The following is an 11,235-nucleotide window of genomic DNA, read 5'->3' as shown; positions in this document are numbered from 1 at the left end:
CGGCAGAGGCGCTACATGACCAGGCGATCCGAAGCCCGGCCGGCGCCCCGCCCGGCCGGGGCAGGAACGGGGGACCCGGCCGGCCGGGTGGCCCGCCGGCGCGCCCGGGCCCGCGGCCGCCATCCGGGCGGGAGGCCCGTCGACAGGCCGTGGTCCTCCTCCGTGTCCCCCGTGCTGCGCACGGCGGCGGAGTACTGCTGGCGGCTCCTGGTGGTCGGGGCGGTCGTCTACACGGTGTTCATGGTGCTGGGGCGGTTCCACGAGGTCGGCGTGGCCGTGTTCCTCGGGCTCGTCGGTACGGCCCTGCTGCGGCCGGTGGCCGATCTGCTGGCCCGGTGGGTCCCCCGCTCCCTCGCCGTGGCCTGCGCGCTCCTGGGCAGCATCGTGCTCGCGCTGGGCGCGCTCGCGTTCGTCGGGGAGACCGTGGCCGCGGAGTGGAACTCGCTCGTGGCGGAGTTCCGCGCGGGGCTGGGCCGGCTCGAACCCCTGCTGGAGCGGCCTCCGCTGCGGCTGAGCCCGCACGCCCTGGAGGACGTGCGGGACCGGATCGGCTCGTACCTCTCCAGCCATCGGTCGAGCCTGCTCAGCACCGCCGTGAGCGGCGCCGGGCGGCTGGTGGAGGCACTGACCGTGGTGGCGCTGTCGCTGTTCTGCTCGGTGTTCTTCATCCATTCGGGTGATCGGCACTGGCGCTGGATCTGCTCCCAGCTGCCACGGGGCATCCAGCAGCGCGTCTCGGTCGGCGGTCGGGCCGCCTGGCGGACGTTCACCGGGTACACGCACGGCATCGTGCTCGTCGCGGCGACCAACGCCGTCCTGGTGGGGGTCGCGCTGTACGCCCTGGGCGTCCCGCTGGCGGTGCCGCTCGCGCTGCTGGAGTTCTTCGCCGCGTTCGTCCCGCTGATCGGGTCCCCGGTCGCGCTCGCGGTGGCCGTGGTCGTCGCGCTGGCCGCGAAGGGGCCGCTGATCGCCGCGCTCGTGGTCGCCCTGATCGTGATCATCGGGCAGATCGAGGGGCATCTGCTGCATCCGATCGTGATGAGCTGGGCGGTGCGGCTGCACCCGGTGGTCGTGGCCCTGTCGGTGGTCGCGGGGGCGATCGCCGCGGGCGTGCTGGGCGCGGTGGTCGCGGTGCCGCTGGTGTCGGTCGTCTGGGCGGTCCGCCAGGCCCTGCGGTCACCGGAGGCAGGGCTCTGAGCTGCGATTTCACCGGTGGGCGGCTTCATGTGACCCGGAAGGGGGTATATCCCTGTGGACAGCTCACGAGACGGCCGTACCGCAGTCGGTCTGCGGCACGACCCCCCGTCGGAGGAGCAGGAACCCAGATGTCGTTGCCGTATGCAGAGATCACCGCAGGCATTCCGCAGGACACGCTGAGCGTGAGCACCGGCGAGGCCCGGGCCCTGTCGGGGGCGCTGTTCCACCGGCTGCGGGCCCTCGACGAGGGCAGCGCGGACTACTCGTACGTGCGCAACACCCTCGTCGAGCTCAACCTGAGCCTGGTGAAGTTCGCCGCCCGCCGGTTCCGCGGCCGCAGCGAACCGATGGAGGACATCATCCAGGTCGGCACGATCGGCCTGATCAAGGCGATCAACCGGTTCGACCCGGAACGCGGGGTGGAGTTCGCCACCTTCGCGATGCCGACCATCGTCGGCGAGATCAAGCGGTTCTTCCGCGACACCAGCTGGGCCGTGAAGGTCCCCCGGCGGCTCCAGGAGCTGCGGATCGACGCCGCCAAGGCGCACGACGCGCTGGAGCAGGACCTCGGCCGCGAGCCCACGGACGCCGAGCTGGCGGGGCACCTGAACGTCACGCCCGAGGAGCTCGTCGAGGGGCAGAAGGCGGCACACGCCTACTCCGCGCGTTCCCTGGACGCGCCGGCGCAGGAGGAGGGCGAGCGGAACTCCTGCGCGGACCGGCCCTCGCTCGGCGAGGAGGAGGCGGCGTACGACACCATCGAGTGCCTGGAGTCCCTCAAGCCGGTCCTGGCCGGGCTGCCCGCCCGCGAGCGCACCCTGCTCTCGCTGCGCTTCGGTGACGGACTGACCCAGTCGGAGATCGGGGAGCGGCTGGGGCTGTCCCAGATGCACGTCTCGCGGCTGCTCAACCGGACGCTGACCACCTTGCGGGCGAGCCTGCTGGAGGACCCGCAGCCTAAGCCGTGACCCGCCCCGCCGGCGCTCCCGCCGCGTCCGCCGGTCCGGTGCCCGCCGGCGACGGGGGTGCTCGGGGCTCCCGCCGCCGACGGGGTGCCGGTCCGGCCGGCTAGGAACCGATGGCCTGGGCGAAGGTGAACACGCGGTCCGGGTCCACGCGCTTCTTGATCTCCACGAGCCGCGGATAGTTGGCGCCGTAGTACGCGGTGCGCCAGTCGGGCAGGTCCGGGTCGATGAAGTTCTGGTACGCGCCCTCCCCCACGTACGGCGCGACGGCCTCCCGCAGCCCCGCCAGCCAGCGCAGGTTCGCCTCCACGGCGGCCGGACCGTCCTGTTCGGCCCAGGAGGTGTCCATGCTGACCAGGAAGCGTGCGTCGCGGTGGACGAACGCGGTGGCGTCGGGCGCCACCCGGTTGATCGCGCCGCCCCAGGTGTACAGGGCCAGACCGCAGCCGTCCGGGTTGCCGCTGCCGGGCCAGTCGGCGAGCCGGGCCAGCACGGCGGCCACGGCCTCGTCGGGCAGCGGACCGGCGGCGAAGTTCGTCCGGGCGGCGAACGCCCCGGCGGAGGTTTCGTGCAGCAGGTGGTCCTGGGCCTCCCAGAAGGTGTGGTCGGCGATGTCCGCGCGCAGGGGCGGGGCCGTGGCGAGGACCGGGGCGAGGAGTTCGCGCAGCTCGCCCTGCGGGCCGAGGTGCAGTCCGACGGCGGAGACCACGGGGTCGCGGCCGGCGGCGGTGCTGACGCCGAGGCGGACCGAGAACGCGTCGGGGGCGTGCCCTGCGGCCTCCTGCACCGCCGCGAAGGCCGCGAGGGCCGCGGCGGCGTCCGCCCCGTCCCACAGCAGCAGGCAGGTGGAGACGTCGGCGACCGGGCGGGCCTGGAAGGTGAAGGACAGGTTGATGCCGAAGTTGCCGCCCCCACCGCCGCGGCAGGCCCAGAACAGATCCGGATTCTGCCGGTCGTCGCAGGTCAGCACCTGTCCGTCGGCGGTCATGAGGGTGGTGCTGACGAGGGCGTCCGCGGTCAGTCCCAGGGTGCGCGAGGTGGCGGCCGAGCCGCCGCCGAGGGTGAGGCCGGCGATGCCGACCGAGGCTCCGTTGCCCAGCGCGAACGCCATCTCGTGAGGCCGGAGGGCGGCGTAGGCGGCGGCCGTGCGGGCCCCGCCGGCGGCCGTGACGAGCCCGGTGGAGCCGTCCGCGGACACGCTGTCGAGGGCGCTGAGGTCGATGACGAGACCGGTGTTGACGGAGTGGCCCGCGTAGCTGTGGCCGCCGCTGCGGGCGACGAGGCCGACGCCCGTGTCCCGGGCCCAGGCCAGGGCGTGCGCCACGTCGGCGTGGTCGGCCACGGACACGGCGCCGGCCGGGGTGGTGGACGCGTAGCGGGTGTTGAACGGGGCACTGGATTCGCGGAAGCCGGCGTCGCCGGGCCGCAGGACGCGGCCCGTCACCGTCTTCGCCAGACGCTGCCAGTCCGCCTCGGACGCGCGGTTCACCGGACCTCCTCGATGTAGGAGATCCCCGTCGCGGCGTGCGGGCCGTAGCGCTCCCAGACCTCGCGCAGCCGCAGACGGCCGTCCTCCACGACCTCGGGGGTGTTGACGGTGCGTCCGCAGACCACCTCGCCGGTCGCGAACACGAGGGTGTAGCCCATGGACAGGGTGCCGTCGGGCGTGCAGGTGCCGACGGTCCAGCCGCGCCGCACCTCGCCGCCGAGGACCTCGCCCCAGACCAGGTCGCCCTGTTGGTGGTAGACGGCGACGGTACGGAGGTCGCCCTGCGGTTTGCGGAACCTGCGGCCATCGTAGTTGATCACGAGGCCTCGCCCTCGGCCGCGTCGTCACCGGCGTCGGGCGAGGGCTGCCCGGCGAGGAACTCGGCCGCCGTGCTCCGGCTCCACCAGATCGCGTAGTAGGAGAAGTCCTCGTCGTGCTCGTTGACGATGTGGTGCTCGACTCCGCCCTTCATCAGGGCGATGTCCCCCGCCGCGAGCCGGCGGCGGCGGCCGTTGCAGACCACGTCGGCGCGGCCGGCCATGGCGATGAACATCTCGCGTTCGTGGTGGGCGTGGGCCTCCGTCACGTCACCGGGGCGCAGGACGCACCACGCACCGCGGAACGGCGTTTCGAGCCCGGGCCACGGATGCAGCAGCTTGAGGTCCAGGCCGTGTTCCCGGAGCAGGTGGTCCGGCTCCGCAGTGCGCATGTCCACGTCGGGCTGTTCCTGGTCGGTCAACGTTCCGCTCCGATCGACGTCTCGGTGTTCCGGTATTCCGGTCTTCGGGCGTTCCGGTGTTCGGGCGTTCCGATATTCGGGAATTCCGGCGAAGGGCGACGTCGGCCAGGCTAGAAGCAGGCGACTCCCTTTCGACAGGGGAATTGTTCCCCAGTCGAAAGGGAATCTGCGGCGCCGGACGGCGTGCGGGCGCATCGGCGGGATCAGCCGTGCCCGAGACCCGCGTCCCGGGCGAGGACTATGGCCTGGGACCGGTCGGCCACGCCGAGTTTTCCGAATATCGCGGAGACCCGATTGCTGATGGTCTTGGAGGCGAGCACGAGTTCCCGGGCTATGGCCGCATTCGACTTTCCGGCGGCGATGCGTTCGAGGACCTCCCGCTCCCGGTTGGTCAGCTGCGGGAAGGGGTACGCGTACGGCCCGGCCGGCGCCGGGCCCAGCAGGGCCCCCAGCCGGTTGGCGATCGACTTGTCGACGATGCCCTCGCCGGCCGCGACGGCCTGGATGCCGCGCAGGATCTGGTCCGCGTCGGCCCGCTTGAAGAGGTAGCCGCGCGCGCCGGCCTGGAGGGCGGCCGTGATGACCCGGTCGTCGTCGACCGAGCTGAACACGAGGATGCCCGTCTCCGGCCATAATCCCAGCACCTCGGATATCACCCGTGTGCCCGCGCGTTCGTCCATGAGCGGGTCGACCACGAGGACGTCGGGCCGGCAGCGGGAGGTCTCCGCGATCACCTCGTCCGCCGTCGCGGCCTCGCCGACGACGCGCACCCCGCCGGAGCGCTCCAGGACGGAGCGGACGCCGTGGCGGATCGCGGGCTGCGCGTCGGCGAGCACGACGGTGACGGTGGCGCGCGGTCTGGCGACGACGGCGAGATCGCCGTCCGGCCGCCCGGCGAACTCCCGGTGCGCCTCACCTTGTGACGAGAGCGGCCAGAGCAACCCCTTGATGTCTGCTGTCTGATGCATTTCTACCTTCCCCCCGACTCGATCTTTTACGGCGGCGCACGTCGACCGGCCGTTACCAGAATGGTGCAGAGGCCAGTCTTACCGCAACGGTCGGGGGGATATCCGCGCAGCGCGATAATCATGTCGGCAGTGACATTCACATCCGGCCACGTCAGTTTTCGGCGGAGTCTGCCACTCCTACCTCTTGCGCTCGACGAAGAATTGCTTCCCGGTCCCGCCAATGCGCCCAGAATGCTCCGGTGTACCCGAGTCCACTGAGACTGGTCAGGAACGGATTGTCCGCGTAGTTGTTGTCGTGCTCACTGGATCCTGCGAGCGTCGGCAGCATGACCCGGTGGTGGTCGGAGGGGTCGACGAGCTCCCACAGCAGCTCCACGGACCGGCTCCACCGTCCGGAGGGGTCCCTGACCGTTTCGACGTCCTCCAGGAGATCCGGTGAAAAGTAGCAGACGAGGCGGAAGTTGCCCGACTCGTCGAACATGAACTGCCGCTCGTACTCGACCGGGCCCGAGCACTTCGCCAGCGGCTTCAGCACGATCGGCCCGGTGGCCGTGTTCGACTGCAGTCCGGGCACCGTGCGCACCCCGTCGCACTGCTCGGCGATCGCCATGCCGAGCGGTGTGTGCGGGAAGAGCCGCAGCCCCAGGGAGAAGCCGGTCACGGTGGCGTCGAGGGCCATGAACGCCTCGACGCATTCGCGCATGGACCGGTGCGTCTCCCCCGGCATCCCGAACAGCGCCTCGACCATGGTCATCATGCCGTGGGCGTGGCACAGCCGGACGAGCTTCTCGGTGTCGGCGAAGGAGTAGTACGTGGTGCCCTTGCCGGTGACCTTCCAGCCTTGCAGCATGTCCGCGCGGACGTGGTCGGACCCGACGTTCACCCCGCGGCAGCCGGCGGCCGCGAGCAGTTCGGCGAACTCCTCGTCGAACGGCGACGGCTGGCAGTACACCCACAGCCGCAGCTGGTTCAGCGGGTTGCCGGGGTCCGCGTGCTTGCGCCGGACGATCTCGCGCAGCAGCGCCTTCGCGTGGGAGATCGCCAGGTTGAACTCGGAGTCGGTGGTGTGCTGGTCGAGGATCCCCTGCGCGGCGAGGGACTGCATCTCGTCGACCACGGCGGCGACGTCGCGCCGCCCGGTCCGGGTGCCCTTCGCGTCCGGCTCGACGCAGTGCGAACAGCGGTAGGTGCAGCCGTTCTTGGTGAGGATGCCGGCCAGCCCGCCGCGCTGGTAGTACAGCAGGTTGTCCACCTTGCGGGGCGAACCGGAGCGCCGCAGGTACGTGCCCGCCCGGTCGACCTGCCACACGCGGTCCTCGAACTGCCCGGCGGGCCGCACGGGGGCGGTGGGACGGGAGGTCAGGGTGAGCGCCGGCGGCGGTACGCGGGTGACGCCGTCCTCGGTGTTGCGCAGGAGGCCGGAGACCGTGCCCGTGTCGCGTCCGGTGGCCAGCGCGTCGGCGAGGTCGCAGATGATCTGCTCCCCGGGCCCCTTCACGCCGAAGTCGATGCCGAAGTAGTCGACCAGCGCGAAGGGCATGGAGGAGAAGCCGATGCCGCCGCCGACGATCGGGGCGTCGGTCAGCCGCCGTATCTCGGTGATGATCTCCTTGTGCTCCCCGATGAAGGGGCGCTGCTCGAATGCGTAGACCGTGTCGGTGTTGCGGATGGTGACGCCCACGAGCAGGGGGCTGCGGTCCCCGAAATACTCGCAGAGGTAGGACTTCCAGTCCTCCCGGTGAAAGGTGAGGTCGACCACCTCGACCTCGAAGTCGGCGGCCTCCAGCGAGGTGGTCAGCACGTCGAGCGCATAGGGCGCGATCGGCGGGTGCACCTTGTTGGGGTTGACCAATAACACAAGGCCTCTGCCCATCGGTTGTTTCCTTCCTTTACTTGACGATGCCGAGGCAGATGCCGAATTCGGGCTTCGAGCCGAGCAGGTACGCGCCGGCCGACTGGAGGATCCGGTCCTGGGCGGTCGCGTGCTGGCACATGGTGGTGGTGTCGCGCATCCACCGGTCCATCGGCGAGGACTGGTGGATCGACCAGGTCTGGAGCAGGTCGAAGAGCCGGATGACGATCGAGCGCGCGGTGCGGAAGGCGTGCACCCAGGCGATCGGCGACGCGGCGCGCTCCTCGGGAGCGAGGTCGTCCAGGGTGCCCCCGGCGGCCAGCACCTCCCACTGGCGCTGCTGGCTCGCGTACACCCCGCTCCGGGTGGCGAGGAAGTCCGCCTCGCACTCGGCGAGTGTGACCTGGGTCCGGAAGTGGTCCTTCCACGCCACGCCGGTCATCCGGTCGACCCGGGTCCGGGCGATGTCCCGCGCGTGGTCCAGGGCGGCCCGGGCCACCCCGAGCGCCACGCCGCACATGCTGCGCGTGAAGGCGTCCGGCTGGGCGAGGGGGCCGGGCCTGCCCCGCACCTTGCCGAAGGTGTACGTGTGCTCCTCGGGCACGAACACGTCGGCCATCGTGTAGTCGCAACTGCCGGTGCCGCGCATGCCCGTGGTGTGCCAGTTGTCGATGACCTCCACCTTGGCCCGGGGCACCAGGAACTGCCGCGACTCGTGCGGGTTGCTGCCGTCCGGGCTCGCGTACGGCGTGCCGTCCTGGTAGACGAACGCACCCGACGTCACCCAGTCGGCATGGGTGATCCCGCTGCCGAACGACCACCGGCCGGAGAGCCGGAAGCCGCCGGGGACCCGCTCGGCGTGGCCCGTCGGCTGGAGCAGCCCGGCGGTGATCGTGTCCGGGGTCGGGAAGATCTCCTTGGCTACCCGCTCGTCGAGGAAGGCGCTGAAGATGCCGCCGCTCGCGCCCATCACCGCGCACCAGGCCGCGGAGGCGTCCCCGTGCGCCAGCGTCTCGACGACCCGGGTCTGCTCCGTCGTGGTCAGTGCCAGGCCGCCCAGTTCGCGGCCGAAGGCCATCCGGAACACACCGGCGTCGCGCAGCATGTCCACCACGTCGGCCGGCAGCCGCCGCGCCCCTTCGATCTCCGCCGACCGCTCGCGCAGCAGCGGCGCCAGTTCCCTCGCCCGCGCGAGGAGTTCCGCCGCGGTGGCGGGCACCGCGGCCTCCGGATTTCCGGTCGTGTTCATGTGATCGCCTTTCATCCGGCCCTACTTGACGATGCCGAGGCTCATCCGGAACTTGGGCGGCCGGCCCAGCAGGTAGGCGCCGCCGGATTCGAGGATCAGGTCGGAGGCGGCGACGTGCTGGCACATGGTCGCGGTGTCCCGCATCCAGCGGTCCATCGGCGAGGACCGGTTGATCGACCAGGCCTGGAGCAGGTCGTAGAGCCGGTTCACGATCGCCCGCGAGGACCGGAAGGCGTGCACCCAGGCGAGCGAGGACGCGGCCCGCTCGGTGGCGGTGAGGTCGTCCAGGGTGCCGCCCTGCGCCAGTACGTCCCAGTGCCGCTGCGAGCTGCTGTGGACGCCGCTGCGGGCGGCGTTGAACTCCGCCTCGCATTCGGCGAGGGTGACCTGGACGCGGAAGAGGTCCGCCCACGGCGTGTTGGTCATCTTGTCCACCCGGGTGAGCGCGGTCTCCCGGACGTGGTCCAGGGCGGCGCGGGCCACCCCGAGCGGCACCGAGCACAGGCTGCGCATGAAGGAGTCGGGCTGGGCGATCGGGGTGTCGGTCCGGCCCCGCACCTTGTAGAAGGTGTAGGTGTGTTCCTCGGGCACGAACACGTCGGTGATCGTGTAGTCGCTGCTGCCGCTGCCGCACAGGCCGGTGGTGTCCCAGTTCCCGACGACCTCGACCTCGTGGGCCGGCACCAGGAACTGGCGCGACGCGTGCGCGTTGCTGCCGTCCGGACTCGCCCACGGCTTGCCGTCCTGGTAGATGAACGCACCCGACGTCACCCAGTCGGCATGGGTGATCCCGCTGCCGAACGACCACCGGCCCGTCAGCCGGAAGCCGCCGGGGACCCGCTCGGCGTGCCCCGCCGGCGCGATCAGCCCGGCAGTGATCATGTCCAGGCTCGGGAACACCCCCTTGACCACGGCGGGGTCGAGGAAGTTGCTGATCGCCCCGGTCATCGCGCCGATCGCCGCGCACCAGCCGGCCGAGGCGTCCCCGTAGGCCAGCGTTTCCACGACCTCGGCCTGCTGCACCGACGTCAGTTCGGGGCCGCCCCACTCGGGCCCGAAGCACATCCGGAACACTCCGGTGCCGCGCAGCATGTCCACGACGTCCGCCGGGAGTTGCCGGGCCTGTTCGATCTCCGCCGACCGCTCCCGCAACCGCGGAGCCAGTGCCTTGGCCCGCTCCAGGATCTCCGCCGCGGTGGTGGGTGCTTCGGTGCCCGGGTTCCGGGTCGTGCTCATGCGTTCCCCCTCGGGTGATGGTGTGCTGCGTGCAGGTGTGGTGGTCGCGTCGGCCGGTGTCGTGGTCATTCGTCCACGTCGAGCAGGCCGGCCGGCATCGCGAACGGCGCGTCCGGATCCGGCGGGCCGACCGGTTCGGCGTCCAGCCCGACGAGCGCGGCCGCCCCGTCGAGCCGTTCCAGGCAGGTCCGTGCGTCGTCGGCCTCGCACACCACGAAGGAGTGGCGTGCCAGGTAGCCGCCCGGGGGCAGCCGCAGGGTGGTGCCGGGCTCGGCCATCGGGGCGGCGGCGACCAGGCCGGGCGCCCCGGCCGGCACGGTGACCGAGCGCAGCAGGCAGTCCCGCTCCGGGTAGCCGAACCGGATGCCGGCGACGGCCCGCCGGGTCGGCCGGACGTCCGGGCGCTGCCCGGTGGCCACGTCGAACAGGACCTCGCCGGGCTCGATGCCCGTGGCGGTCCGGCCCAGGAAGGGGATCAGGTCTCCGCCGAGCCGGCCGTTGATCTCGATGATCAGCGGTCCGCGCCCGGTCAGCCTGACCTCGCTGTGGGTGATGCCGTCCTCGATGCCGAGCGCCCGGTGCGCCCGGGCCAGGGTGTGCATCAGGCCGGGGTCGGCCATCAGCGGGTCGGCCGCGTCGACGAGGTGCCCGACCTCCTCGAAGTACGGCTGGTCGCTGCTGTGCTTGCGGGCCACGAACATCGGGAGGTACTCCCCCTTGTGCACGGCGCCGTCGATGCTGATCTCCGGGCCGGGCGCGTAGGCCTCGACGATGGCGCTCGCCCGGTAGGGACCCGGGTCGACCTCGCTCGCGGACAGGGCGATCCGGAACGCGGCGTGCAGAGCGGCCTCGTCGGCGGCGTACACGACGCCGATGCTCGCGCCCATCGCCCGCGGTTTGATCACGACGGGGTAGCCGATCCGTGCGGCCGCCGCCCGGGCCTGTTCCACGGTCGTGGTCAGCTCGAACCCCGGCTGGTACAGCCCCGCCGCGGTGAGCTCGGACCGGGTCAGCTCCTTGTCGCGGCAGCCGCGGACACCGGGCACGGACAGGCCGGGCACGCCGAACTCGGCGGCGAGCAGACCCGCGTCCAGGACCAGCGGCTCGTCCCAGCACATCAGGCCGACGATGCGGCGGCGGGCGGCGACCTCGCGCGCCGCCGCGCCCATCGCCGCGGAGTCGAAGACGTTGGCGACGATGATCTCGTCGAAGTAGTCGTGCTGCCACGTGGGCTTGAGGTTGTTGAGCAGCACCATGTCCAGGCCGGCCGCGCGGGCGCGGCGCCGGATCGGCGCGACCAGGTATTCGCGGTACACCTTGAGCCCGCTGCCGATGACGAGCAGCGCTCCCCTGCCGGTGGCCGCCGCGCCGTCGGTCGTCGTGTCGTCGGTTGTCGTGTCGTCGGTCATCACGGCCTCCCGGCGCCGACCGCGCGGCGGGCGAGCAGGTCGGTGAGGATGTCGTGGGAGCGGTTCGCGAGGACGCTGATGAGGGAGTCGGCGATGCCGTGGGTCTCCTCGTTGACGCCCTGGAGGTAGAC

10 protein-coding genes are annotated in these 11,235 nt (G+C 71.8%); 2 read left to right on the top strand and 8 right to left on the bottom strand.

Annotated features, from left to right (window positions below; translation table 11 throughout):
• The first annotated feature begins 15 nt into the window (after positions 1 to 15).
• Positions 16 to 1,197 (top strand): AI-2E family transporter, encoded by a 1,182-nt coding sequence (locus ACFXA3_RS21030; protein WP_385188798.1) that lies wholly within the window; start codon positions 16 to 18, stop codon positions 1,195 to 1,197.
• Positions 1,198 to 1,325: 128 nt separating this feature from the next.
• Positions 1,326 to 2,165, top strand: a complete 840-nt coding sequence (locus ACFXA3_RS21025) for an RNA polymerase sigma factor SigF (RefSeq protein WP_385188796.1) — start codon at positions 1,326 to 1,328, stop codon at positions 2,163 to 2,165.
• 100 nt (positions 2,166 to 2,265) lie between these two features.
• Here the strand turns inward: ACFXA3_RS21025 and ACFXA3_RS21020 are convergent, their stop codons facing one another.
• The 8 genes from ACFXA3_RS21020 to ACFXA3_RS20985 all read right to left on the bottom strand — a co-directional run bounded on the left by ACFXA3_RS21020 (position 2,266) and on the right by ACFXA3_RS20985 (position 11,104).
• Positions 2,266 to 3,651, bottom strand: coding sequence for an FAD-binding oxidoreductase (locus tag ACFXA3_RS21020; RefSeq protein WP_385188794.1), 1,386 nt, complete (start codon positions 3,649 to 3,651; stop codon positions 2,266 to 2,268).
• Positions 3,648 to 3,971 (bottom strand): hypothetical protein, encoded by a 324-nt coding sequence (locus ACFXA3_RS21015; RefSeq protein ID WP_376199821.1) that lies wholly within the window; start codon positions 3,969 to 3,971, stop codon positions 3,648 to 3,650. The genes ACFXA3_RS21020 and ACFXA3_RS21015 overlap by 4 nt, the downstream gene beginning before the upstream one ends.
• Positions 3,968 to 4,390 carry a cupin domain-containing protein gene (locus ACFXA3_RS21010; RefSeq protein ID WP_385188792.1) on the bottom strand — a complete coding sequence of 141 codons (423 nt, stop codon included), beginning with the start codon at positions 4,388 to 4,390 and terminating at the stop codon, positions 3,968 to 3,970. The genes ACFXA3_RS21015 and ACFXA3_RS21010 overlap by 4 nt, the downstream gene beginning before the upstream one ends.
• A gap of 203 nt (positions 4,391 to 4,593) precedes the next feature.
• On the bottom strand, positions 4,594 to 5,358 hold the full coding sequence (locus ACFXA3_RS21005; protein WP_385188790.1) for a response regulator: 765 nt from the start codon (positions 5,356 to 5,358) through the stop codon (positions 4,594 to 4,596).
• Between the two features lie 151 nt (positions 5,359 to 5,509).
• Positions 5,510 to 7,231, bottom strand: a complete 1,722-nt coding sequence (gene tsrT, locus ACFXA3_RS21000) for a tryptophan 2-C-methyltransferase (RefSeq protein ID WP_385188788.1) — start codon at positions 7,229 to 7,231, stop codon at positions 5,510 to 5,512.
• Between the two features lie 16 nt (positions 7,232 to 7,247).
• Entirely contained in the window at positions 7,248 to 8,459 is a 1,212-nt protein-coding gene (locus ACFXA3_RS20995) for an acyl-CoA dehydrogenase family protein (RefSeq protein ID WP_385188786.1), read from the bottom strand.
• 21 nt (positions 8,460 to 8,480) lie between these two features.
• Positions 8,481 to 9,695, bottom strand: a complete 1,215-nt coding sequence (locus ACFXA3_RS20990) for an acyl-CoA dehydrogenase family protein (protein WP_385188784.1) — start codon at positions 9,693 to 9,695, stop codon at positions 8,481 to 8,483.
• A gap of 65 nt (positions 9,696 to 9,760) precedes the next feature.
• Complete coding sequence (locus ACFXA3_RS20985; RefSeq protein ID WP_385188782.1) at positions 9,761 to 11,104, bottom strand: ATP-grasp domain-containing protein; 1,344 nt, start codon at positions 11,102 to 11,104, stop codon at positions 9,761 to 9,763.
• Positions 11,105 to 11,235: the final 131 nt, after the last annotated feature.

The sequence above is a fragment of the Streptomyces sp. NPDC059456 genome (assembly GCF_042750055.1).
Lineage (GTDB): Bacteria > Actinomycetota > Actinomycetes > Streptomycetales > Streptomycetaceae > Streptomyces.
Note: the sequence above shows the minus strand (reverse complement) of the source record. Positions and strands in the feature narration are given on the sequence as shown.

Excerpts from the sequence above, each read along its gene's own strand:
- ACFXA3_RS20985 (WP_385188782.1), bottom strand. The coding sequence starts at position 11,104 with ATGACCGACGACACGACAACCGACGACACGACGACCGACGGCGCGGCG.
- ACFXA3_RS21030 (WP_385188798.1), top strand. The coding sequence starts at position 16 with ATGACCAGGCGATCCGAAGCCCGGCCGGCGCCCCGCCCGGCCGGGGCA.
- tsrT (WP_385188788.1), bottom strand. The coding sequence starts at position 7,231 with ATGGGCAGAGGCCTTGTGTTATTGGTCAACCCCAACAAGGTGCACCCG.
- ACFXA3_RS20995 (WP_385188786.1), bottom strand. The coding sequence starts at position 8,459 with ATGAACACGACCGGAAATCCGGAGGCCGCGGTGCCCGCCACCGCGGCG.
- ACFXA3_RS21025 (WP_385188796.1), top strand. The coding sequence starts at position 1,326 with ATGTCGTTGCCGTATGCAGAGATCACCGCAGGCATTCCGCAGGACACG.
- ACFXA3_RS21005 (WP_385188790.1), bottom strand. The coding sequence starts at position 5,358 with ATGCATCAGACAGCAGACATCAAGGGGTTGCTCTGGCCGCTCTCGTCA.
- ACFXA3_RS20990 (WP_385188784.1), bottom strand. The coding sequence starts at position 9,695 with ATGAGCACGACCCGGAACCCGGGCACCGAAGCACCCACCACCGCGGCG.